Genomic DNA, 21,890 nt, shown 5'->3' with positions numbered 1-21,890 from the left:
CTCATCGGTTATCTCCCTGGCGGGTCAGCTGGTGAAGGACACGCGGCCGAAGCGGCCCCACGCCACGAAGGCGGCCAGGGCGAGGTAGGCCAGGTCCACCCCGATCGCCGCTTCGTGACGGCGCAGGCGTGTGATGACCGCGCCGGCCATCAGCAGCACCCCGCCGGTGGCGGCCAGTGGCACCAGAACCGTCGCGATTTCGAGTACGGCAAGACGGGATCAAACCCATCGCGGTCAGGACCCCGACGGCTCCGATGGCCTTGACGGCCCCAGCGCTGACGTCTTCGACCCATCCCCCAGCAGGGAGGACGGCTAGCTTCTCCTTGGGCGCGAACAGCTTGCTGGCGCTTGCGGTCAGGAAGGCGACCGCCAGCAGTCCGGCCACGGATCGCACGAAGCAAGGTTCATCAGGGTCCCTTGGTCTTGGCAGGATTGACGTCCGCGCGTCGGGGGCCGTTGGTGTTCAGCGCAGGGTGAGCGGGGTCGCAGATGTGACGTGGGACAGTTTCTCCGGGTTGCGGACGTAGTAGAGGCCGGTGATGCGGGCGTCCTGGACACGGATCGACATAACGCCGTCGATCTCGCCGTCCAGGCGGACGAGGAGTGCCGGGTTGCCGTTGACCACGGTCGGTTCGGCGGTGAGCGTGTCCTCGAACTTGCCGATGCCGCCGGCGAACATACGGGCCACCTGCGCAGCGCCCGTGACCGGCCGCAGCGCGGCGTGTTTGATGCCGCCGCCGTCGCTCATCAGGACGACCTCGGGGGCGAGCACCTCAAGGAGGGCCTGCGGGTCACCGGTTTCGACCGCGCGGTGGAACGACTCCAGGACCGCCTGGCCCTCGTGCGAGGAGACCACCCGGCGGGGGCGGCGGGCGTCGACGTGCTGGCGGGCGCGGTGGGCGATCTGGCGGACGGCTGCGGGGCTCTTGCCGACGGCCTCGGCGATCGCGTCGTAGCCGATATCGAAGGCTTCGCGCAGTACGAAGACGGCGCGTTCGGTCGGTGACAGCGTCTCAAGGACGAGCATGAGCGCCATCGACACGCTCTCGGCGAGCTCGATGTCCTGGGCCACATCCGGCGTGGTGAGCAGCGGCTCGGGCAGCCAGGAGCCGACGTACGCCTCCCTGCGGCGCTTCACGGTGCGCAGCCGGTTGAGCGCCTGCCGGGTGGTGATCTGCACCAGGTAGGCGCGCTGGTCGTTCACCTGCCCCTGGTCGGCCTTGACCCAGCGCAGCCAGGTTTCCTGGAGGACGTCTTCGGCGTCAGCGGCCGATCCGAGCATCTCGTAGGCGACGGTGAAGAGCAGGTTGCGGTGGGCGATGAACGTCTCGGTCGCCGGATCGGTGGCGTCGTCGCTCATCTCTCGTCCCCTCTCCTCGTCCTTCGCGGTCGGCCCTGGCGGCCGACCGCGTTCGCATGCGTCCACAGCAGCAGGCACCGGTCAGGCTGCCCGGTCGGCGGCGGCCGGTGCCTCGGCGCGGTGGGCGCGCAGCAGCTGCTGGCGCTTGGCGACACCTCCCGGCATGCGGTGCAGCCTGAATGAACCGGGCTTGTGCGCCTCTCCGGCCAGGTGCTTGGGGATGCCCTCGCAGACCGCTTCCTTGATCCTGGCGCCCGGGCCGTCGTCAATGTGCAGCCACACAGCGACGTCGGACCTGTTGGCGAACTGGTAGATGCCCGCGCTTCGGCCCAGGCTGATGCACTGGGCGTACATCGACTGATGGAGGTTCTCCGGCTGCTCACCCGCGAGTCGGCTGAGCACGGTATCGGCGGCCCGTGCGCCCAGCGGCACCGCGTTCAGGCAGCTCATCCGCAACGGCAGGTCCGATGGTGCCGCCGAGTCCCCGGCCGCGAGGACGCGCGCGTCGTCCACGCTGGTCAGCGTCTCGTCCGTGAGCAGGCGCCCCACCGCGTCGGTGCTCAGCCCGCTGCGGACGGCCAGATCCGGAACGCCGAAGCCGACGGTCCAGACGGTGACCTCGCTCGGCAGCTCACGGCCGTCGGCGAGCCGCACAACGTCGCGGGTCACCGCCGTCACCATCGCGTCAGAGCCGTCGATGACCGTCACACCGAGCCTGGCCAGCCGCTTCGCAACCGAGCGCCGGCCCCGGGTGTGCAGGTACGGGCCGAGCACACCTCCGCAGACCAGGGTCACCCGGCGGCCGACATCCGCCAACTCGGCGGCGGTCTCGATGCCGGCGGGACCGGCGCCGACCACTGTCACGGGAGCCGTCGCGGGCGCGGCGTCGAGGGCCGGGCGCAGCCGCTGTGCCTCCTCCAGGGTGGCGATCGGGTAGGCGAACTCGGCCGCCCCTGGCACGCTCGGTTCGGCGCTGCCGCTGCCCACCGCGTAGATCAGGTAGTCGTATCCGAGCGTGCCGTCGGCCGTCAGTGTCACGCTGCGCTCGGCCACGTCGATCCTGGTGACGGTGTCGACCACCACCCGGACGCCCTCGGCCAGGACGTCCTGGTAGGCGACGACCGCGCCGTCGGACCCGCCCACCAGCTGGTGCAGCCGGACCCGGTGGACCAGATCCGGGCGCGGGTTGATCAGCGTCACTGTCACGTCGTCCCGCAGCATCAGCCGGTTCGCGGCCATCACGCCCGCGTATCCACCACCGATCACGACCACATGCGTGTTCCCAGTCATCGTGCCTCCTCCGATTCCAGGTATTCGGCCTCAAGACACCGCGCCGTCGGTCGCTGTGACAGGACGTGAGTCAGATCACTTCATGGGGCTCGGCTGGTGCTGGGACCGCATTGGCGCCGGGTTGGGCCAGGCTGCGGTTTTCAGTGGGCGTTACGTCCGATCTTCCTCGGTTGGTGATCGCTCGATCGCACAGGCCGCCTACCAGGCATGTCCATGTCGCGATGGGCGGCTGAAGAGGGAGCCGTACGCCAACTCCCTCTCCAAAACGGGGGGGCTTTGCCCGAGTGAGATCAAACAGGTCCGCGCGGAACCTGCGAAGCACTTCTGGTTCGGTTCGCAAAACTCGTTCTCACTCAAAGGTGGGTTCGGGGTACTTCTGAGAATCGTTGGTGACGGCATTCACGGTCATGACGGCCCGTCAAGAGCCTTCTGCGAGCGATGATGCTGCCGACGTCGAGCATCCCCCCTCGCCCTCGCGCCGGACACCCCGACCGCCGACATCCGCATCGGGTACGCCCGCTGCTCGACGCTCACCCAGGAACTCCAGTCGCAGCTCGACGCGCTCGCCAAGCACGGTATCCCGCGCGACAAGGTGCTCTCCGAGAGAATCAGCACCAGGGTCCGCGTGCGGTCCCAGTTCGAGGCCGCCCTCGCGCTGGCCCGCCAGATCAAGGCCCACGCCCCGCACTGCCGGGTCGTCTTCACCGTGTACGAGATGAAGCGCCTCGGCCGCGACACCGCCGAACTCACCGCGCTCGCCGACCATCTCACCGCCCACGGCCTGGTCCTGGAGATGCTCGCCGGACCCCTGCCCGGGATGTACGACCCGAGCGAGCCTGGCCGCCTGCTGTTCGCGTTCTTCGCGGCGATGGCGGAGACCGAGCGGGAGAACATCCGGGAGTCGACCCCGAAGGACTCGACGCGGCGGCCCGCAGGGGCAAGCACGGCGGACGGCCGCCCGTCATCATCGAGGACATGCCGCACACCGTGCTCCGGCGCCGGGCGAACGGCGAGCCCGTCGAGCAGATCCAGCCTGACCTGATCATCCCCACCGGCAGGCGCAAGGGCCGGGCCCCAGTGTCGCCAGCATCTACCGCGCGCTCGCCGAGCACGAGAAGAACGAGGCGTACCCCGACGCCGTCGAGGCGGCCCACGCCGACTTCGCCGCTCGCCAGGGCACCGACGACATCCCCCGCCCCCGTCCGGCCCGCGTCCTCACGCCGAGTCGTAACAAACTGCAAGATCATCCCGTGGCGGGTTTCTGGCGTAGCTGGGTCATGCCCCACGATCGTGCGCTGACGTGCTGGGGATCATTAATGGTGGAGGTTCTCGGCTGGGTGACGACTGGCGGTGGGTCCGCTGGCTCTGTTCACGAGAAAAGGTCAGCACTTCGTCACTGGTTCGGGAGGCACGAGCTCGTCGGGAACGCGCGAAGATGCTTGCGCGTTTCGGCAGCGCTGGGTTTCGCAAGCAGGCCAATCGTGATCATCGTCCGGGCGGCCGCCGATCGGCGCGCGACCTGGAAGCCTGAGAGCTGGGCTTGAAGCTGCCGCAGCGGAAGCCTCTACCGTCCTGAGCAGGGCCGGAATTTCCGGCCCGGTGAAGCACGTGTGAGGGAGGCGGCGATGGCCTGGCCGATCGCGGAGGTCGCCCGGATGTCGGGTGTGACGGCCCGGACACTACGGCACTACGACGATATCGACCTGCTGCCGCCGGCCTGGATCGGGGCCAACGGCCACCGTTACTACGAGGAGCGCCAACTGCTGCGGCTGCAGCAGGTTCTCGTGCTGCGCGCGCTGGGCCTGGGACTGCCTGAGATCGGCCGGGTCCTGGCCACGCAGGTCGACGAGCTGGAGGCCCTGCGGGGCCACCACCGTCGGCTGCTCGCCGAGCGCGACCGGCTGGATGCCCTGGCTGGCACCGTCGCCCGCACGATCACCGAACTGGAACAGTCCAGGAAGGATGGCACAGACATGATCAGCATCAGCCGACCGGAGAACCTCTTCGAGGGCATCCGGCCTGCCCAGTGCATGAAGGTCCTGCGCGGTTTCCCGGAGCTGGTCGAGGCCGTCGAGCGGCGTACCGCGGCGTTGAGCAAGGCCGAGATCGAGGCCGACGAGCGCGAGCGCACGGCGCAGATGATCCGGTTGGCGGAGCTGTTGGCCACCGGCCTGCCCGCTGACGCCGACGCGGTGCAGGTCGAGATCGACACCCAGTGCGGGACGTTGGCCCAGAGCCGGGCAGCCACCGCCGAGGAGTACCGCGCGATCGGGCGTTGCTGCGTGGAGAACGAGCACTGGCGCGCGGTGTACGAGTCGATCGCGCCGGGCCTGGCCGCGTACCAGCAGGCCGCCATCGAGGCGTACGCCGCAACTCGGCTGCGCTGAGCCGGGACCGGGCCGCCGCCGCGGGGGTGCGGCGGCCCTGCCGGGTCGGGCCACTTGCCAGTTCCGCCGACAGAGGGCCCGCAGCTGTCGAGAAACGCACTTCTGCCCTGCGACGGTGCCGCCGGCTGGGTGCTGTCGGCCCTCGTGAACATCAGCCTCGACTCCGAGAGAGTGCCTCCTGGAGAGCTGAATATCCGCTGCCGGGGCTCGTGAAAAAACAGGGTCGCTATGCCTGAGGTATGAGGTATCCCGATGGCGGTGGGCTGACCGCTCAGGAGCGGGCCCGGCGTGAGCAGGTGCGGTTTGTCGCGGCTGAGCTGATCGAGGACGGGGTCAGTGACCAGGAGGTGGCCCGGCGGTTCCGGGTGACGCGGATGTCGGTGAATCGTTGGCGTCGGTCTTGGTCACGGGCGGGCGGCAGGCCCTGGTCTCGAAAGGGGCCGGCGGTGCCCGCTGCAAGCCGAGTTCCGCGCAACTGCGGAAGCTGGGCGCTGAGTTGGCTTGCGGTCCGGCCGCGCATGGCTGGGATGAGGACCAGTCCTGGACGCTGGCGAGAATTGCCGAGGTGATCCACCGCCGGTTCGGGGTCCGGTACATGTTGCCCGGCGTGGATCTGCTGTTGCACCGGATCGGCTGGAGCGTGCAGGTGCCCGCCTGCTGGGCCACCGAACGGGACGAGGCGGAGATCGCCGAGTGGAAGGGCGAGCGGTGGCCCGTCATAAAAGGACGGCGGCAGACCTGGGTGCCTGGGTCTGCTTCGAGGGCGGGGCCGGTCAGGGTCTGAAGCCGCCCAAGGGCCGCAGTCGGGGCCGGCGCGGGCAGACGCGCGTCGTGAAGGTCACCGCCGCAGGCACCAAACGCGTCTCCATGGCCGCGCTGATTTGCACGAAACCGGGCCGTCGGCCCCGGCTGATCTGCAGCGTCCACGTCGACCGCGGCCCTGGCCCCGGCAGGCGCAAGGGCTTCAAGACCGACTACGCCTGCCTACTGGACGCGGCCCACCAGCAGCTCGGAGACTCGATGGTGATCGTCTGGGACGACCTCAACACCCACGTCAGCGCCAGGATGAAGCAACTCGTCGCGGCCCGCGCCTGGCTGACTGACTTCCAACTCCCGCCCTACGCACCCGAACTCACCCCGGTCGAGGGCGCGTGGTCCCCACCTGAAGAGATCCTTGGCGAACCTGGCCAAACGAGGTATCGACCAGCCGACCGCCCTGATCAAGACCCGGCTCAAGAAGATGCAGTACCGGCCGCCCTCGTCTAAACACATTGATGATCCAGGACGCCCTGGCCGAACCGGAGTGGGCCGACGCCCTCACCTCCCAGGACCGTCGCGGCCTCAACCCGCTGTTCAGCACCCACATGACGCCGTACGGCAAGGTGAAGCTGAACGTGTCCCACCGCCGCACCGTCTCAGCCTCTCCGACACCACCGCGCCCGAGCAGCCCAGGAATCCCGAAGCCGACGAGGACCGTGGGGGCAACAGGGAGTAGACCCGGTGCAGGCCCATGCGGCGCAGCCCGGTCGGCAGCCGGGTCGGTCGTTTCCCCCCCAGGCATGCGCTGGTCTTCTTGCGCGTTGCGCCGCCGAGGGAGGCGCAAGGTCACTGCGGCGTCGGCGAGGAGACGGTGCACGCCGTCCCTGCCGGGCCGTCAGGAGGAGACCGGATAGGGGTGTCCTTCCTGGTCCGGGCCGACTAAACCAGGATTCAGCGAATGCCCCTCCCCCCTTCACAAGGGCACGACGTTCAACGCGTTCACGCTTGAACCGGCCATGAAGGGGTTCCGCTAGAACCTGTCTCTGGCTGACTGGTGGGGTGCATGAAGCGGGCTACTGGCCTGGTCTCGGCGTAAGGAGAGTGGTTCACCGAAGTCCGGCCCCAGTTCGGGACCGACGGCAATCCGGCCGCCTGGCCGTCCGAACGGGGCCTGCGGATCGGCTGCCAGCGGATCAACTCCCGTTTCAAGGCATACCGCGAGGCCCTCGGTTTGGACGACGGCCTGGACTTCCACTCGCTGCGAAGGTCCTACGTCACCCGCCTGATCGAAGACGGCTGGGACCCCCGCTTCGTCCAGGTTCTCTTGAGCCCTCTGGATTGTGTCCTTGACGTGCAGCACGGGCCTGGGGTGGGCGGAGATCTGTGTGGTGGAGGCGGTTATCTACCGCCGTCCATCACGCAGTTCCCCAGGAGGTCTGATGCTGGTGCAACGGGTGCTGATGCCCGCCTCGTCGCTTGAGTCGTGGACCGTGCTCGGCGACGAGGGCGGCATAGTCGAGCCGATCGAGCGGTACCTCTCCTATCTGTCCGACATCGAGCGGTCGCCGAACACGGTCAAGGCATACGCCCATGATCTGAAGGACTGGTTCGTCTTCCTCGGCCGACGGGGCTTGGACTGGCGCGAGGTCCGGCTGGAGGACCTGGGCGAGTTCGTCGCCTGGCTCCGCCTGCCGCCCGCGGGCCGCGACGGCCGCGTCACGATGCTGCCGTCGGCGGAGCATCACTGCGGGGTGACCACGGTCAACCGGAAGCTGTCCGCGGTCAGTGGTCTGTACGTCTTCCACGCACGCCACGGTGTGGACCTCGGCGATCTCGTCACTGAGCTGCAGCCGGTCCGCGCCCGGCGCACGGGCTGGAAGCCGTTCTTGTATCACCCGCCCGGCGGCCAGCCCGAGCGGCGTCGCACAAGCTGAAGGCGCCGCGCACGCATCCGACGATCCTGACCGCTGCCCAGGTCCAGGCGATCCTGGACGCCTGCACCCGCCTGCGGGACCGGTTCTTGTTCGCGCTGCTGTGGGAGACGGGGATCCGGATCGGTGAGGCGCTCGGGCTCCGGCACGAGGATCTGGCCGCTGCGGAGGGCGAGTTGACGGTCATGCAGCGGGATAACGACAACCGGGCTCGGGCCAAGCCCGCTTCGCCTCGCACGGTCCGGGTCGGCCCCGAGGTGATCCGGCTCTACGCGGACTATCTGCACGGCGAATACAGCGACCTGGACAGCGACTACATCTTCGTCAACCTCTGGGGCGGCTCCTACGGACGTCCGCTGACCTACGCGGCCGTCTACGACCTGGTGCTGCGGCTCCGCCGCGACACCGGGACCGACTTCGACCCCCACTGGTTCCGGCATACCCGGGCGACCTTGCTTCTGCGCCGCAAGGTGCCCATCGAGGTGGTCAGCGCCATCCTTGGCCACTCCTCGATCGCCACCACGATCGACATTTACGGTCATCTGTCCGCCGAAGACGCCCGCCGCGCTCTGGAGGCCGCCGGATTCCTGACCGGACAGGAGGTTCGGGCGTGAGCGAGATGACATCTGCCGTCCCGGCTCCCGGTTCGGGGCTGTTGGGCAAGCTTATGGCCGCCGTCCGGCCGGAGTTCCGCGTCGATGTGTTCATCCCCGCCCCCGGAGAGCTGATCTTCGGCCTGGGAGCCTGCCGGGTTCCCGGATGCCCGCGCCAGCCCCGCACCCGCCAGCTCTGCCGTGGCCACTACTACCGCTGGCAGCGGCGCGGGGGCCCGGACATGGAGGCGTTCATCACCGATCCTGGCTCCGGCCCGGTCGGACGGACCGAACTGACGGCCTGCGCTGTCACCGGGTGCTGCTACGGTGCGGCCCGCCAGGGACTCTGCGTGAGCCATCACGGTTTCTGGGAGCGGGCGGGCATGCCCGGCAGGAAGAAGTGGACGGTGGGCCTGCCCATGGTCGAAGACGATGGCCATCGGGTCTGCCGACTGTCGTTCTGCACCCTGTGGGCCCAGGGGAAGTCGCCGTTCTGCCACAACCACAAGTCCCGCTGGTATGCCGTCGGAAGCCCCGAGACCGAGGAGTTCGTACGCCGCTGCGAGGCCGCGGGAGACGACCGCTTCGACTTCCGGCCGCTGGAGGCGAAGCGCCAGCTGAGGCTGGAGCTGCAGTACGCGCTGCAGTGCCGCCACGACGAGCGGCAGGTCAACACCCACAGCTCGGCTGCCGGCCCGGTGATCCGGCTGGCCGCCGCCAGCGGCACCGCGTCGTTGCTGGAATGGCCGATCGAGCGGTGCGGACGGCGCTGCCTACCTGCGCTACCTCAACCGGAAAATGAAACGCGAGGCACTGGTCCCCATCGACGAGGAGGTCGAAGGTGAGATCACAGCCCAGCAGCAGCGCATCCTGGAACGCTGGCCCGGCGGCAGCCGGTGGCTGTTCCCGGCCCCGCGCATGAACCCCGACGGCACCCGGTCACTGACCACGCACTCCTACCGCGGACAGCTCGACCGCTGGCTGGAGCGGTGTGACGTCCGCGATGAACACGGACGTCCGGTGCACCTGACGCCCCATCAATGGCGCCACACTCTCGGAACCAGGCTGATCAACCGGGATGTCCCGCAGGAAGTCGTACGCGTGATCCTTGATCACTCCTCCGGCGAGATGACCGCTCACTATGCGCGGCTGCATGACACCACAGTCCGCCGGCACTGGGAGAAGGCCCGCAAGGTCAACTCCAAGGGCGAGAGCGTCACCGTCGATCCCGACGGTCCGCTCGCCGAAGCCAACTGGGCCAAGCAGCGGCTCGGCCGCGTGACCCAGGCCCTGCCCAATGGATACTGCGGGCTGCCAGTTCAGAAGGTCTGTCCGCATGCCAACGCTTGCCTAACATGCCCGATGTTCGTGACCACCCCCGAGTTCCTCCCGCAGCACCGCGAACAGCGCCAGCTGCTGCTGCAGATCGTCTCCGTCGCCAAGGCCCGCGGCCAGTCACGCGTGGTCGAGATGAACCGCCAGGTCCTGGGCAACCTGGAGAAGGTCATCACCAGCCTGGAATCCGAGCCCAATGATCCGGAGGCGACTGCTGATGCGAGCTGACAACAGCCAGCACATCGTCGATGCCGCCCGCCGGCGCAGCGAGTACACCCGCTCCAAGACCATCCAGGCGCTCCGCGCTCTCGATGCTGCGGGAGAGCGCGTCACCTTCGAGGCCGTGGCGGAACGAGCAGACGTCTCCCGGTCCTGGCTCTACGCTCAGGCGGACTTGCGAGCGGAGATCGAGCAACTTCGTGCAGCACACCACCGAGCACCCGCGTCCCCGGTGCCTGCACGTCAGCGCACCTCCGACGCCTCTCTCCTGCGGCGACTCGAAACCGCCAACGCTCGCGTCCGCCGTCTCACCGAGGAGAACCAGCAACTTCGCGAGCAACTCGCCCGTGCGCTCGGCGAACAACGCGCCGCAACGACTCGCAGAAGCCCACCACGGGCAGGCGCGAACAATCCCAGGAGGGCTGTTCACGAGTGAGCTTGGCCTGCCACGTCGGCGAACGTACGCAAACCATCGGTGAGTCCGCCACAATCTCTGCGTGGATCAGGAGATAGCAGCGATAGTCACTGGCGCTTTCGGTTTGGTGGGAGCCGCCATCGGGGGTGCTGCGGCGGCCTGGGGCGCACGAACGGGGGCAGAGCGAACTGCACGGGCCACGCACCAGCAGGTGCGCGACCAGGCCGATGCCGAGCATGCTCATTGGCTACGGCAACAACGTTTCGAAGCCTACGAAGGCTTCATGCGCGCTTACGACGGCTTCGCGCGTGTGGCCACCGAGAGCCTCCGAGCCGCTGAAGAGCGGCGGTCACGAAGTGATCAGTTCGGTCGTGAGGCCCACCTCTTCGAGAGTCTGCCCTCAGCGAGCGAGGTGGACGCGATGGGTGCCCAGGTGCGCGCGATGGAAGAGCACGCTGCGCGCATCTCGGTCGTCGGCCCCTCATCTATGGATGAGTGCGCGGCACAGCTGGCGAGAGCCGCGGGACTCGAACACCAGCGGTATGCCGCCCTACGGGAGCGCCCCTCGGATGAGCCCCATCAGCAGGACGTGGCCTTGGACGAGATACGAGCACAAACAGAACACCGCAAACGATTCCTGGCCGCTGCCCGACTGGCCCTTGGTGCCCCGCCAGACCTCGGGTCACGGAACCAGCAGCATGGCTGACCTGCGCTGCAACTGGACCTGGGCAATCAATCTGTCCTGCGCGGGCTCAGTCCTCTCCGCTTCTGCGTTGGCAGACAGATCGGTAACGATCGGCCCGTGCTGAAAGGACCACCCTTGCCGTCATCCGCTACGTCACGAACAACCACCGTGACGCAAACACACAGGTCAACAGCCTGCCGAGCCAGCGAACTCAAGATAATCCAGGAACAGGTCGGTCACGAGCACGCCAGCGCCACCTCCATCCACACCTGCGTGTCCTCGGATTTCCGCCCCCGCACCCTGCGCCGGCACCTGGATGACACCATCGCCGCGGCCCTCCAGACCCAGACCGGAGGGCAAGCATGAAACGCAAAGTCGGCTACACCTGGCAGCTGCGTGAGGTCATGGCCAAGCACCGGATCTTCACCGCAACCGAACTGGTGCCGCTGCTGCGCGAGCGCGGCATCGACCTGTCCGCCTCCCAGGTCCACCGTCTCGTCTCCGGCACCCCGGAACGTCTGTCGTTGCAGGTCATGGCCGCCCTCTGCGACATCCTCTCCTGCACCCCGGCCGACCTGGTGGCCACCACCGCCGAGAACGCCGGTGTCCGCAAGACCGCCACCGGCGACCTGCCCGCCCCGCCCGCGAACGTCGCGAAACTGCGACCGCGCGCGGCCCGCATCCTGCCCGACGCATGAGCCGCTCCTACGCCACCGACGAGCAGTACGAACGCTGGTACATGGCCGAGTGCTGCCGCTGCGGTCGGCGCAAGCACAAGGCCGGCACCTGGCCCGACGGATACGTCTGCCGGAACTGCTCGGACCGCGCGGTCCGCATACGGGGCACCTGCCCGGAATGCGACCAGGACCGTGCCCTTCTCGGACTTCGTCCTGGCGACGGCACCCCTATCTGCACCACTTGCGCTGGCTTCTCCCAGTCCTTCGACTGCTCACGCTGCGGCTTCGAGGGAAAGCTTCTGGGCGGACGGCTCTGCGAGCGCTGCACGCTCTCGGACCGGCTCACCGCTCTCCTGGACGATGGCACCGGCCGGGTCCGTCCCGAGTTGACGCCCCTGTTCGATCTGCTGGTGGCGATGGACAAGCCCAGCAGCGGAGTGGCCGGGCTGGCCCTGCGCCACGATCAGCCAGGGAACCCCTCGCAGAGGCTGCGGCAGCTCGGCCTCGGCCAGATCCCGCTGACCCACGACGCCTTCCACGAACTCCGGCCCTGGCGGTCAGCAGCCCACCTGGAAGAACTCCTCATGGCCAGCGGAGTCCTGCCCCCGATCGACAAGTACATTTGCTCCTTCCAGCGCTGGCTCCTTGGCCATCTGACCGGCATCAAGGACCCCGAGCACGTCAAAACGATCCGGCTCTTCGCGACCTGGCGCGTCCTGCCCCGGCTGCGGGCACGAGCCGAACAGAGCCACATCACACCGAGCATCCGCCGCTTCGCCGCCGACCAAGGCAAACACGCGACCGCCTTCCTCCAGTGGCTCGGCGAGCGGAACACCACCCTCGTCTCCTGTTCCCAGATCGACATCGACGCCTGGTGAGCCGAGAACAGCGAGCACGGCCGCACCTGTTTGAGGGCTTTCCCCAACTGGGCCGTGCAGAGCCGCCATTGCCGACGCTCCCTCTCCATCCCCGCGATGAAGGCCACCCGACGAGCCGCGCTGAGTGAGGACGAGCGCCTGGACGCCCTGGGCCGGCTGCTGGCCGATTCCGAGATACCGATGCACCTTCGTGTCGCCGGGATCGTCGTGCTCCTCTCCGCGCAGCCCTTGACCCGGATCGTTCGGCTCACCGTCGGCGACGTGATCCGCGACGGCGAGGCTGTACTTCTGCGGCTCGGGGAACCGGCCTCGCCCGTCCCCGCACCGGTCGCCTCGCTGCTGCCGGAGCACATCGCGAACCGCGACAACATGGACACCACCACCAACCCGGCATCCCAGTGGCTCTTCCCCGGCCGCCGCGCAGGCCAGCCGTTCCGCCCCGACCACCTGTCCGCGCTCCTCAACAAGGTCGGTGTCCCGGCCGCAGCCGCCCGCGACGCCACCATCCGACAGCAACTCCTGGAGACGCCCGCCCCCGTCATCGCAGACACCCTCGGCTACCACGACAAGACCACCACCCGGCTCCGCAATGAGACCGGCGGGGCATGGAGCCGATACGCCCCTGGGGATCACGCACGGTCACCAGCAGGCTGGGCTCCACGAGAAACTGGCGACAGTTGATTAGGAGAGCCCACCAGTACCCAACCCCGGAGGCGTACCCCGAAGCCGTCGCCCAGGCGCACGCCGACTTCGCCGACCTCCTGGACACCGGCGACATCCCCCGTCCCCGCCGAGTCCGTCTCCGACGCCCGGACGATCCGCTCACTCCGGAGGAAACCGATCTGCGGCAGCGTCTCCAGGGCCAGGCTCTCCAGCCCACGGAGGCCGAGTAGCCAGAAAGATCAATCTCACCGGGATTTCCTGCACCTCAACCACTCACACCCGGAATCTGAGGTTACGTCACCAGCTCGAAGAACAGCCCAAGGAGACAGAACACCCCTGACCACCGGGACGAGGCTTCGGCGGGGTTCAGGGGAACTCGCGGGATGTCGCCCACACTGGAATCTTCGTGCGGCTCGTCAGCACCGCCCGGCCTGCGGGTAGATGCGTGCTGAAAGCTGCGGCGGACACACAGCGGCTCGTTGTCATTCTGCAGCTATGAGAGAGGCGGGGCCTCCCCTCACGCAAAGAGCCGGTACCGCGTTGGCGGTACCGGCTCTGGGCGGTGTCGCGTTGCAGCATAAGGCCGACTCCCGGGCGCGAAGGGCCTCGTGGCCCTTCGCGCCCGGGAGTCGGCGGGGATGCTGCGGTTCAGTGCGTGGAATTCGGGAGATCCCGTAACCCCAGGAATCACCGTGGGCTTTGAAATCTGACGGCTGGCGAGGACGCCAGGCCCTCGCCTTGGCCAAATACTACGCGGACCTCTAAGACCGGCATGCGCTGTCGAGATTCGGGAACCGGGTCGAGTGTATGCGGCGCCAACTCGCCTCGGATTCCCGGAATTCAGTTCCAGCAGGAGGCATCAGGTGTTGAGACACGGAGTCTTGACGAGCTGTGACTTGTTCACATCCGCAGGGTCGGGGTAGATCATTTGCACAACGGCCCGGTAGCACTGAGTGCCGGCCTTGTCCGTGGTGGTCGTCTCGAAGCCCCCGAAACCCTTACCCTTGCTAATGATCTTCACACCGGCACTCTTCCTCGCTACGCCGTGGGTCCGGTCGCGGTCAAAGCTGATGGAGGGAGTGAAAAGGAGGTCACCCTTGGAACAGCTAAAGTGGGCCTGCCCGCGGATCTTGCCGGGGAACTGGTGGTCGTCCACATACACCGTGACGGTGCAGTTCGGGTTGTACATCATCTTGACTGGGCCAGAACTCTTGGACGTCGCCGAGGCGGTCGGCGCACTGAGCGCAAGGACTCCGAGAGCGGCGACACCGACGATGGCAAGCTTCTTCATTTTGAGAAGCATAAGAAATCCCCTTATTCAGGCCTACTGGTCGATCGTGATCCTGACAGCCTGCCATGCCCGCCACAAGTGTACAGTGGATAATTTGAGTTGCATTTGAGCTTGACTTTCCTGCGCGTCGAAATTCACATGGCTAATCCGGCATCAGTGGTCGCACTATGGCCTGGCTGGTCGGCTGCCGACGTCTCCACCGCTGTTACGAGTGTAAAATGGACTACTTCCAGGCCTTCACAAGCATCCCCTGATTCTCATCTGCTGCCGCAGACTCACCAATCGAGATGGCTTCTACGGGGCGTTTGAACGTGCCGTCGTGTGCGAAGCCCGGCTGGGCTTCCCCAGCCGGGCTTCGGTGTGTCGCCTCGCTGGCAAAAGGCGGCCGAGCCTTGCGAGATCGCCGCCCCCGGGGTCTGGGAGCGCGACCAGGGTGTTTCGTTCCGATCATCGGATCGTTGGTTCGGGTATGCCGTTGACTGACGCGCAGTGGGCACGGATCGAGCCGTTACGTCCAGACCGGACGCCGAAGCGGGGTGGTCGCTGGCGGGACCACCGTGAAGTGATCGACGCGATCGCTTACAAGTTCCAGACCGGAACGCAGTGGGTGCACCTGCCGGAGAAGTACGGCAACTGGCGAGGTGTCTACAACCGGCTGCGGATGTGGGCCATCGACGGCACCTGGGAGCGGGTGCTCACCGCGCTGATGGCCCAGGCCGACACCGATGAGGACCTGACCTGGGCCATCTCGGTGGATTCCACGATCGTGCGGGCACACCAGCATGCGGCCGGAGCCCGCAAAAAGGGGGCCCCGGCCGGCGAACCGGACGACCATGCCATCGGCCGGTCCCGCGGCGGACTGACGACGAAGATCCACCTTGCTGCCGATGACCGCTGTCGGCCGATGGCTTTCCATCTCACCGCCGGCCAGGCAGGCGACGCGCCCTGCTTTCACGGAGGTGATGGACCGCCTGCGCGTGCCCCGACCGCGCGGCCGGCCTCGCACCAGGCCAAACATGGTTCTGGCCGACAAGGCGTACTCTTCCCGCGCGATCCGAAACCACCTGCGCAAGCGCGGCCTCCGTACTGTGCTCCCAGTCCCGGCGGACCAGCAACACCACTGGCTGCGACGGGGAAGCCGGGTCGGCAGGCCACCGGCCCTCGACCACGAGACCTATAAGCAGCGCGACACCGTCGAGCGCTGCATCAACCGGCTCAAGCAGTGGCGCGGCATCGCCACCCGCTATGAGAAGAGCGCAACCATCTACCTGGCCGGACTCCACATCGCGGGCATCTTCCTCTGGTCGGCACGCTGATCCAAACCAAACGGCCTACGTCAGAACCTGGTCCGGCTGGGCCTACGTCGCCTCCGTCCTGGACGTGTTCTCCCGCATGATCGTCGGACATGACGCCGTTCTTGTGGGTGAGGCAGTCGGCGCGCCTGCCAATTGCCACTACCGACTCATTGCGTTCTCAGCTTGCGGCTTCCGGCTCGGTTCTTCGCGATGTTTCGGATCTTCTTCCTGTTGCCTGACTCGGCGAGCAGGGCGAGTACCGCCAGCGACGTCGACTCCTCGGCGAGGACGCGCTGCATCCAGTCCGTGACCTTCGCCAACTCGACCGGTGTCGGCACGTGACCGTCCTCGATGGACAGGTAGAACAGCCAGTCGTGGATGCGGCGGCGGGTGAACTCGCGGTACGCCTCCGTCTTGAGCTGGTCAATCTCTGGCAGTAGTTCGGCCGACCATTGTCGGAACTCGGCAGGACCGGTCACCTTCATCGCCATCCTGTCCACGAGGGCGACCACCGCCCCCTTGGAAACAATCTCGATGGGGTCGCGCAGGATCGTGGCCACGATCGCGCGGTCTCGGTCGCGGCTCCGCGAGGAAGCGGTCACCGAGACGACGCGTCGGTACGCGGACGATCGCACGTGCTCGTCCGCGACGGCATCGTCGACGTCCACGTCGAGGATGCCGACCCCCGCTAGCAACGCGGCCACATCGGAATGCAATGTCATCGCTTCATCCCTTCTCGCAAGGCCGGACTCCACATCGCGAGCATCTTCCTCTGGTCCGCACGCTGATCCAAACGAAACGGCCTAGGTGCACGGCATGAGGCCAGCCCACGATGATCTCGGCTCTTCCTCCTCTGTCCCACAGGTGGGCCCCTGAACCGCCGTGGTCAGGCGGCTTTCGGCGTGACCGAAGGGGCGTCGGCGCGTTGGACAGAGCGACACGTGCAACAGCCCGTCCCTGTCGGGGTCGTGTGACTGCCTTGATTCCCGCCCGGCGCCAGGGCAGTCGTCGTGCCTCCAGCGCCGCCCCTGGCTGACTGGGGTGCTGACGAGCGGCGAACCATGTCTTCGGGCGAAGCTCTACGGGGTGCCGTCGCGGCCGGAGTCAGAGATGTGGACGGTGCCGACTCGGTGCCGGTAGCGGCCCTGGGCGGCTGTTCGGACTCCACGCCGAGTGCGGCGGCGATCTGCCGGAATGTCAGCAGCGGGGGCCCAGCGGAGGACGGCGGCGCGACCCAGGCTCCATTCGTCGCAGAACTGCGAGAGGAAGTCTTCCTGGCCGCGCTCGCGTCGGCGTGTTCGCTGTGGTGAGGCAGCAGCGGAAGCAGGCGCCCTCGTGGGTCGGCGCGAACCACACCAGATACGGGCGCCATCCGGGCCGGGGTGCCTACGTCTCGGTGTCCGGGGCGCCCGGGGTGGCCTCGTTCACCCACAACTCGGCCTTCGTCCTGGGCGGGCGCAGCGGGCTCCGATGACGGAACCGGGTTCACGTACCGGATCTCGATACGGTCCGGCTCACGGATGTAGCCGATGGCCAGGGCGGGGCAGTCCTCGAACAGGTCGCCCTCGACCGTCACGGTGAGGATGCCGGGAAGACCCGAGGGCCGACCCATGTCCGGATCGTCGGCCAGCTGACCGGCCAGGACCTTCAGGGCCCAGGACCTTCAGGGCATAGGGCACGCCGGCCCCGAGGTGGGTCGCGGTGCCGCGTACGCGCGGGGAAACCTCGACGTTCACGGCCTGGTGCTCCTTGCCGAACGGATGCAGGACGGTACCCCTCACACAGTAGGGCCGCCCGCGCCACCAATGTCCGTTTCCCAGACCTCGCATTCAACCACCTCGGACGCCTGCGCTGAGGCGACACTTCCGAGACATGATCGGCGCCAAGACTCCCCACGGCCATGCCGTCTTCACTTTCGGGGTTGGTGCGGGACCCCCGAAATGGGGCTGTTCCCGTCAGGTGTACAGGCGCTTGGCGGATTCGGTGGCAGGTGCCTGATGGGCTTCGGTGGTGTAGGCGAAGTGCAGGACGGCGCGACGGATACCGGGGCGGTTGAGGGGCGTGACGCGGTGAGCGGTGAGTCGCTGCGCCGCAGGTAGACGTCTCCTGCCCGGTGGTGGACCTGCCGTGTCCCGGCGTCCTCCAACGCGGTCAGGTCCAGGCGGGCGGGATTCGTTCGGCCGGGGCAGGGACGTGTGAGCTTGATGGCGGCTAGACGCACACTGCCAGTCTTGGAATCGCGCCTGGCTTGCGACCGTTTGTCCTGATAGTCATTCCCGGGTGAACTCAGGCAGGCCGGGAGGCCGAAGCCGCTGCCCGCAGCCACCGATGAACACCCTCCGGCGACAGCGGCTGTTCACGGGTCAGGGGGACAGCTCGGTTCACGGTCGGACGTCGTTCACGAGCTTCGACAGCACTGCGGTGCGGGTAGGTTGATGCGAGCCCTGGAGCGCACGTACAGGGTGACATATCGGACGGTGCGGAAGGCGGCGTGCTCCGCCTGGCCGAAGGCCACCACGGACCATCCCCGTCCGGCCGTGTCCGCGCCCTGCCGTAGTTTTGGCGCATGCGGGACACGGAATGGGCCGGAGGCCAGCTGGCGGTGGTGCGGCCTGCGTCAGGCGGCTTCCCGCGGCACAGCCACGATGAGTACGTGATCAGCGTCAACCTCTGTGGCCTGGAGCGGGTCCGGCTGGATCGCACCGCATTCGACGTGGGCCTGGACGAGGTCACCGTCTACAACCCCGGCCAGGTCCAGTCGTGCACCACGCAGGTCCCGCCCGGCACCACCTTCGCGGCCGTGAGCTGGTACGTCCCGCCAGCGGTGGTGGAATCGCTGACTGGCCAGGACCTGGTCGACTTCGAACGCCCCCTCGTCCGCTCTCCCTGCCTTCGCGGCGAGCTCCTCGCCGCGGCCAAAGCCTTCCGCAAGCTCACCGCTGACGGACACCCCGCGTCGGCTGAGCCCGCGGTATTGCTCCAGGAGCGTCTGGCATTGGTCCTGTCGCGGCTGCTCGACCTGGCAGCGGGACGGCGCTCCCGTGCTCCCGAGCCCGCCGACACCCGGATAGCCGCGATCATCGACCGCCTGCGTGACCTGTCCCACGCGCCTAAATTGGCCGAGCTGGCCGCTGAGGCGGGGATGTCCCGGGAGCATCTGATCCGGACGTTCGCCCGCGCCACCGGCAGCCCGCCCTACGCCTGGCACCTGTCGGCCCGGTTGGCCGAGGCGCGGCGCCGACTGCGCAAGGGCGAGCCGGTCGCCGATGTCGCGCATCTGCTGGGCTTCGCCGACCAGGCGCATTTCCACCGCCACTTCACCGCGGCCTACGCCATCACGCCGGGCCGCTACCGTCGGCTGTCCCAGATCAACATCTGACAAGACCGCACGGCGGACCCCCGGCACAGTGGCCGCCATGATCGAGATCTTCATGGTGGCTCTGTGGTTGGGGCTGGTGTTCAACGCGGCACCGGGTGCGGTGTTCAGCGAGTCGCTACGGCGCGGGATACGGGGCGGATTCGGCCCGGCCTTCGCGGTCCAGCTCGGATCGCTGGTAGGCGACGCCGTATGGGCGGTCCTCGGCCTGGCGGGGGTGGGGGCGCTGTTCGCGGTGCCGGCCTTGCGCGTGCCACTCACGGTGGCCGGGTGCTTGCTGCTGGCCTGGCTGGGGATGGCAGGCCTACGCGACGCCTACGCGCGAAAGGAGCCCGACCGGGTGACGGAACCGCACAGAGAGCAGGACCGCAAGGCCATGGCTGTGGGGGCGGGCATGTCGTTGGCGAACCCGTGGAACATCGTCTACTGGTCGGGCGCGGCCGGCGGGGTGGGCGCCGTACTGGGACCGGGCGGAGCACCGGAGCTAGGCGTCTTCTTCGCCGGGTTCATGACCTCCTCAGTGCTGTGGTGTCTGATCTCGGCGGGGCTCATAGTGGTGCTGCGCAGGGCACTGCCACCACTGGCCGTACGCGTGCTCGAGGCATGCTGCGGCATCGCACTCCTGGCCTTCGCCATCCTCCAGCTGGGCCGGCTCATGTGACATGCCTGGCACGTGTGTCTGACGGAGCGGCTGGCCCGCTGGCGAGACACCCGGCGCGGCCGGGGCCTGCGGGGCGCGCTACGCGGTCCGGGCTCGTCAAAACGGCAACGAGTGCGGTCGCCTCGCATGTCATGTCGGCACGCACTCAGACGACGACTTCATCCGCCCATTCACAGACGACGCCCCTCTTCTCGCCTGAAAAGGAGCAACGATGCTTACCCCCTGACGCAGCCGTAACCGCCTGCCCCCAGGCCTCCGAAGAGTTCGCCGCTTGCACATCTGAAGCAATGCACCGGTCGGGAAGGGCCAACCGGAGGGTCTGATACCGCTTGCCCACCAGGTATCGCGGACCGAGGCTGGGCGAACGGGTGGTTGTACGTCTTCGGGCGCCGTCTTCGGGCACAGGGTTACTGAGGGTCCACGGAAGGATTTGACCGAGGATGGGTATGGCATGAGCGAATACGAGCGTTCCCGTACGATGCCCGCGCTGCCTGAGCATGTATTCGACCAGGCAGGCAACATCGACCAGCTCGACAGCTGGCTGCCGCGGGACCTGCACGTCCGGGCGGAGGAGCTGCCCGCCGTGACCGTGCACGAGGACCGTACGGGCGAGGACGCGCCCGCCCTGTTCCGCGCCCAGCGGGACCAGATGCGGCTGGAGTGGGGAACAAGGGACAGCGGCAGCTACGCCGGCTGGCTCCAGGTCTCCGGCATCGGCAGCGGCACCAGCGAGGTGACGGTCCACCTGTCCTTCTTCGACGAGGAGCACGACCCCGGCAAGGACACGGTGGACACCGAGCTGGACCGCAGTCTGGCGCGACTGGAGGAGCAGGTGGCGCTGCGGGTCGACGACGGAGGCGCCGGCTGACCCACGGACGAGCAGGACACCGCGCCCACGGGCAGACGCGGTGCCGTACGGACAACCGCGGTCAGCAGGACCGGCCGCGCAACCTTCGCACGGCTGCCGCCGCTCAGCGCTTCAGCTGGAAGGTCTCGCCCTGGTGCGCGCCGACGGAGTACCACCTGCCCGGCGTCGCGGCGTAGGAGGAGAGTCGGTCACCACGTTGCTGCCGTCGCGCTTGATGACGGTCTCGCGGGTGTCGCAGGCGCCGCTGATGGTGATCCAGTGCGGGAAGAGAGATCGCGGCTGTCGCCGGTGCGGGAGTGCTCGGCGGTGACGGTCATGGACGCCAGGGAGGAGCGGGCGGCGGCCGTGCTGACCACGGTGGTGTTACCGACCGCAGATTTCGCGCCGGAGAGTTCCCATGCCTTGGCGGGGCGACCGTCTCCTGGTTGGGAGAGGTCCGGACGACAGCAGTGTTGGTCGCGGCGTGGATGACATGCTGGAGCGCCCGTCCGCGCCCCAGAGAGACGCCGCCGTGTCCAGTGCGTTCCGCCTCACGCGCTGCCTGTGCCGCCGCAACATCCCTCTTGCCTGGGACGTCTTTGAGCTGGACGCGCAGTGGTGGCGGCGCTTTCCCACGATGGTGGGGAGCCTCGCCTCGCCTGTGAGTGGTGCGCCGTCGGCGCACCACTGGAATGGCGGCCTGCTCCGCCAGCGAGGTTCGCTACTCCTGCCGAGTGGGTGGGGGCTGCTGGGTTCCGGTGGGTACGAAGATCGCCAGGTATTCCGCGAAGCCGTCGCGGGCGCCGTATTCACCGCGGGCTATGGCGGCGTCACACCGTTCGAGTGAGTCCTCGCGGCCCTTGGCGTAGATGCATGGCATGTCCGGGCGCTCTCCCGAGGGTGCGGAACCCATCGCCGAACGGTGCGGGAGGCGCTGCGGCGCCCTGACGGATCGGGGGGCGGTTCTTCGTCCTGGCCCATGAGGACAGGACGAAGACACGTGCGCGGACCCTCAGTCGAGACAGAACTCGTTGCCCTCGATGTCCTGCATCACGAGGCACGACTCATTGTCGTCATCGGCAAGCAGTAGTCGCACGCGTACCGCACCGAGCGGGACCAGTCGTGCGCACTCGGCTTCGAGTGCGGCCAGACGCTCTTCACCCACGAGTCCGGTGCCGACCCGCACGTCAAGGTGCAGCCGGTTCTTGGCGACCTTCCCTTCGGGAAC

The 21,890-nt window shown here is 67.9% G+C and carries 23 protein-coding genes and 3 pseudogenes; 19 read left to right on the top strand and 7 right to left on the bottom strand.

The genetic code is table 11. The annotated features are described in order from the left end of the window. Nucleotides 1–24: 24 nt before the first annotated feature. The 3 genes from AC5P1B_RS31510 to AC5P1B_RS31500 form a co-directional block, all read right to left on the bottom strand. Entirely contained in the window at nucleotides 25–183 is a 159-nt protein-coding gene (locus AC5P1B_RS31510) for a hypothetical protein (protein WP_493891406.1), read from the bottom strand. 280 nt (nucleotides 184–463) lie between these two features. Then, entirely contained in the window at nucleotides 464–1,360 is an 897-nt protein-coding gene (locus tag AC5P1B_RS31505) for an RNA polymerase sigma-70 factor (protein ID WP_493891405.1), read from the bottom strand. A gap of 81 nt (nucleotides 1,361–1,441) precedes the next feature. After that, nucleotides 1,442–2,650 carry an NAD(P)/FAD-dependent oxidoreductase gene (locus tag AC5P1B_RS31500; RefSeq protein WP_493891404.1) on the bottom strand — a complete coding sequence of 403 codons (1,209 nt, stop codon included), beginning with the start codon at nucleotides 2,648–2,650 and terminating at the stop codon, nucleotides 1,442–1,444. A 499-nt stretch (nucleotides 2,651–3,149) separates the two neighbouring features. On the opposite strand from AC5P1B_RS31500, the gene AC5P1B_RS31495 reads away from it, so the two are divergent. The 14 genes and pseudogenes from AC5P1B_RS31495 (at nucleotide 3,150) to AC5P1B_RS31430 (ending at nucleotide 13,422) form a co-directional block, all read left to right on the top strand. Next, a complete protein-coding gene (locus tag AC5P1B_RS31495) occupies nucleotides 3,150–3,692 on the top strand; it encodes a recombinase family protein (RefSeq protein ID WP_493891452.1) in 543 nt (180 codons plus the stop codon). 583 nt (nucleotides 3,693–4,275) lie between these two features. Beyond that, nucleotides 4,276–5,037, top strand: a complete 762-nt coding sequence (locus AC5P1B_RS31490; protein ID WP_493891403.1) for a MerR family transcriptional regulator — start codon at nucleotides 4,276–4,278, stop codon at nucleotides 5,035–5,037. A gap of 239 nt (nucleotides 5,038–5,276) precedes the next feature. After that, nucleotides 5,277–6,292: pseudogene (locus tag AC5P1B_RS31485) on the top strand (IS630 family transposase); the annotation flags it as partial. 672 nt (nucleotides 6,293–6,964) lie between these two features. Then, nucleotides 6,965–7,276, top strand: a pseudogene (locus AC5P1B_RS31480) (tyrosine-type recombinase/integrase); the annotation flags it as partial. After that, on the top strand, nucleotides 7,236–7,730 hold the full coding sequence (locus AC5P1B_RS31475) for a site-specific integrase (protein ID WP_493891402.1): 495 nt from the start codon (nucleotides 7,236–7,238) through the stop codon (nucleotides 7,728–7,730). The pseudogene AC5P1B_RS31480 and the gene AC5P1B_RS31475, both read left to right, overlap by 41 nt. 86 nt (nucleotides 7,731–7,816) lie before the next feature. Then, complete coding sequence (locus AC5P1B_RS31470; RefSeq protein ID WP_493891401.1) at nucleotides 7,817–8,341, top strand: tyrosine-type recombinase/integrase; 525 nt, start codon at nucleotides 7,817–7,819, stop codon at nucleotides 8,339–8,341. Beyond that, nucleotides 8,338–9,165 carry a hypothetical protein gene (locus tag AC5P1B_RS31465; protein WP_493891400.1) on the top strand — a complete coding sequence of 276 codons (828 nt, stop codon included), beginning with the start codon at nucleotides 8,338–8,340 and terminating at the stop codon, nucleotides 9,163–9,165. The genes AC5P1B_RS31470 and AC5P1B_RS31465 overlap by 4 nt, the downstream gene beginning before the upstream one ends. Further along, nucleotides 9,119–9,883, top strand: coding sequence for a tyrosine-type recombinase/integrase (locus tag AC5P1B_RS31460; protein WP_493891399.1), 765 nt, complete (start codon nucleotides 9,119–9,121; stop codon nucleotides 9,881–9,883). The genes AC5P1B_RS31465 and AC5P1B_RS31460 overlap by 47 nt, the downstream gene beginning before the upstream one ends. After that, on the top strand, nucleotides 9,873–10,310 hold the full coding sequence (locus AC5P1B_RS31455; protein WP_493891398.1) for a DUF6262 family protein: 438 nt from the start codon (nucleotides 9,873–9,875) through the stop codon (nucleotides 10,308–10,310). The genes AC5P1B_RS31460 and AC5P1B_RS31455 overlap by 11 nt, the downstream gene beginning before the upstream one ends. A gap of 190 nt (nucleotides 10,311–10,500) precedes the next feature. Continuing rightward, nucleotides 10,501–10,995 (top strand): hypothetical protein, encoded by a 495-nt coding sequence (locus AC5P1B_RS31450; protein WP_493891397.1) that lies wholly within the window; start codon nucleotides 10,501–10,503, stop codon nucleotides 10,993–10,995. Nucleotides 10,996–11,336: 341 nt separating this feature from the next. Next, nucleotides 11,337–11,672 (top strand): helix-turn-helix domain-containing protein, encoded by a 336-nt coding sequence (locus AC5P1B_RS31445; RefSeq protein WP_493891396.1) that lies wholly within the window; start codon nucleotides 11,337–11,339, stop codon nucleotides 11,670–11,672. Next, nucleotides 11,669–12,529 (top strand): hypothetical protein, encoded by an 861-nt coding sequence (locus AC5P1B_RS31440; RefSeq protein ID WP_493891395.1) that lies wholly within the window; start codon nucleotides 11,669–11,671, stop codon nucleotides 12,527–12,529. The genes AC5P1B_RS31445 and AC5P1B_RS31440 overlap by 4 nt, the downstream gene beginning before the upstream one ends. Nucleotides 12,530–12,625: 96 nt before the next feature. Further along, nucleotides 12,626–13,210, top strand: coding sequence for a site-specific integrase (locus tag AC5P1B_RS31435; RefSeq protein WP_493891394.1), 585 nt, complete (start codon nucleotides 12,626–12,628; stop codon nucleotides 13,208–13,210). Next, a complete protein-coding gene (locus AC5P1B_RS31430; protein WP_493891393.1) occupies nucleotides 13,207–13,422 on the top strand; it encodes a hypothetical protein in 216 nt (71 codons plus the stop codon). Before AC5P1B_RS31435 ends, AC5P1B_RS31430 begins: the two co-directional genes overlap by 4 nt. A 629-nt stretch (nucleotides 13,423–14,051) precedes the next feature. Here the strand turns inward: AC5P1B_RS31430 and AC5P1B_RS31425 are convergent. Then, complete coding sequence (locus tag AC5P1B_RS31425; protein ID WP_493891392.1) at nucleotides 14,052–14,483, bottom strand: hypothetical protein; 432 nt, start codon at nucleotides 14,481–14,483, stop codon at nucleotides 14,052–14,054. A 469-nt stretch (nucleotides 14,484–14,952) separates the two neighbouring features. Here AC5P1B_RS31425 and AC5P1B_RS31420 point away from each other — a divergent pair. Then, nucleotides 14,953–15,799, top strand: a protein-coding gene (locus AC5P1B_RS31420) for an IS5 family transposase (protein WP_493891391.1) whose coding sequence is annotated in 2 segments (ribosomal slippage) — nucleotides 14,953–15,426 and nucleotides 15,428–15,799 — 846 coding nt in all. Because the reading frame shifts where the segments join, the coding sequence is not laid out codon by codon here. 146 nt (nucleotides 15,800–15,945) lie between these two features. Here the strand turns inward: AC5P1B_RS31420 and AC5P1B_RS31415 are convergent. Continuing rightward, entirely contained in the window at nucleotides 15,946–16,500 is a 555-nt protein-coding gene (locus tag AC5P1B_RS31415) for a hypothetical protein (protein WP_493891390.1), read from the bottom strand. Between the two features lie 1,844 nt (nucleotides 16,501–18,344). On the opposite strand from AC5P1B_RS31415, the gene AC5P1B_RS31410 reads away from it, so the two are divergent. The 3 genes from AC5P1B_RS31410 to AC5P1B_RS31400 all read left to right on the top strand — a co-directional run bounded on the left by AC5P1B_RS31410 (nucleotide 18,345) and on the right by AC5P1B_RS31400 (nucleotide 20,683). Then, nucleotides 18,345–19,157 carry a helix-turn-helix domain-containing protein gene (locus AC5P1B_RS31410; protein WP_493891389.1) on the top strand — a complete coding sequence of 271 codons (813 nt, stop codon included), beginning with the start codon at nucleotides 18,345–18,347 and terminating at the stop codon, nucleotides 19,155–19,157. A gap of 37 nt (nucleotides 19,158–19,194) precedes the next feature. Then, nucleotides 19,195–19,815: a LysE family transporter gene (locus AC5P1B_RS31405; protein WP_493891388.1), complete on the top strand. Its 621-nt coding sequence runs from the start codon at nucleotides 19,195–19,197 to the stop codon at nucleotides 19,813–19,815. A gap of 451 nt (nucleotides 19,816–20,266) precedes the next feature. After that, complete coding sequence (locus AC5P1B_RS31400; protein ID WP_493891387.1) at nucleotides 20,267–20,683, top strand: SRPBCC family protein; 417 nt, start codon at nucleotides 20,267–20,269, stop codon at nucleotides 20,681–20,683. Between the two features lie 145 nt (nucleotides 20,684–20,828). Here the strand turns inward: AC5P1B_RS31400 and AC5P1B_RS31395 are convergent. Continuing rightward, nucleotides 20,829–21,042, bottom strand: a pseudogene (locus AC5P1B_RS31395) (hypothetical protein); the annotation flags it as partial. Nucleotides 21,043–21,146: 104 nt separating this feature from the next. Between AC5P1B_RS31395 and AC5P1B_RS31390 the strand changes: the two are divergent. After that, the gene (locus tag AC5P1B_RS31390; protein ID WP_493891386.1) at nucleotides 21,147–21,509 is read left to right on the top strand and encodes a hypothetical protein; all 363 of its coding nucleotides are present in this window, start codon (nucleotides 21,147–21,149) and stop codon (nucleotides 21,507–21,509) included. A 165-nt stretch (nucleotides 21,510–21,674) separates the two neighbouring features. Here AC5P1B_RS31390 and AC5P1B_RS31385 read toward each other — a convergent pair. Continuing rightward, nucleotides 21,675–21,890, bottom strand: a 216-nt coding sequence (locus AC5P1B_RS31385) for a VOC family protein (RefSeq protein WP_493891385.1), incomplete at its 5' end; no start/stop codon positions are given.

This window comes from Streptomyces sp. A01, from assembly GCF_059026195.1.
The sequence above is the reverse complement of the archived record's forward strand: the minus strand, read 5'-3'. Positions and strand labels throughout refer to the sequence as shown.

Coding starts and splice junctions, on each gene's coding strand:
- AC5P1B_RS31505 (WP_493891405.1), bottom strand. CDS start 1,360: ATGAGCGACGACGCCACCGATCCGGCGACCGAGACGTTCATCGCCCAC.
- AC5P1B_RS31500 (WP_493891404.1), bottom strand. CDS start 2,650: ATGACTGGGAACACGCATGTGGTCGTGATCGGTGGTGGATACGCGGGC.
- AC5P1B_RS31490 (WP_493891403.1), top strand. CDS start 4,276: ATGGCCTGGCCGATCGCGGAGGTCGCCCGGATGTCGGGTGTGACGGCC.
- AC5P1B_RS31475 (WP_493891402.1), top strand. CDS start 7,236: ATGCTGGTGCAACGGGTGCTGATGCCCGCCTCGTCGCTTGAGTCGTGG.
- AC5P1B_RS31460 (WP_493891399.1), top strand. CDS start 9,119: ATGAAACGCGAGGCACTGGTCCCCATCGACGAGGAGGTCGAAGGTGAG.
- AC5P1B_RS31455 (WP_493891398.1), top strand. CDS start 9,873: ATGCGAGCTGACAACAGCCAGCACATCGTCGATGCCGCCCGCCGGCGC.
- AC5P1B_RS31445 (WP_493891396.1), top strand. CDS start 11,337: ATGAAACGCAAAGTCGGCTACACCTGGCAGCTGCGTGAGGTCATGGCC.
- AC5P1B_RS31440 (WP_493891395.1), top strand. CDS start 11,669: ATGAGCCGCTCCTACGCCACCGACGAGCAGTACGAACGCTGGTACATG.
- AC5P1B_RS31435 (WP_493891394.1), top strand. CDS start 12,626: ATGAAGGCCACCCGACGAGCCGCGCTGAGTGAGGACGAGCGCCTGGAC.
- AC5P1B_RS31425 (WP_493891392.1), bottom strand. CDS start 14,483: ATGAAGAAGCTTGCCATCGTCGGTGTCGCCGCTCTCGGAGTCCTTGCG.
- AC5P1B_RS31415 (WP_493891390.1), bottom strand. CDS start 16,500: ATGACATTGCATTCCGATGTGGCCGCGTTGCTAGCGGGGGTCGGCATC.
- AC5P1B_RS31410 (WP_493891389.1), top strand. CDS start 18,345: ATGCGGGACACGGAATGGGCCGGAGGCCAGCTGGCGGTGGTGCGGCCT.
- AC5P1B_RS31405 (WP_493891388.1), top strand. CDS start 19,195: ATGATCGAGATCTTCATGGTGGCTCTGTGGTTGGGGCTGGTGTTCAAC.
- AC5P1B_RS31400 (WP_493891387.1), top strand. CDS start 20,267: ATGAGCGAATACGAGCGTTCCCGTACGATGCCCGCGCTGCCTGAGCAT.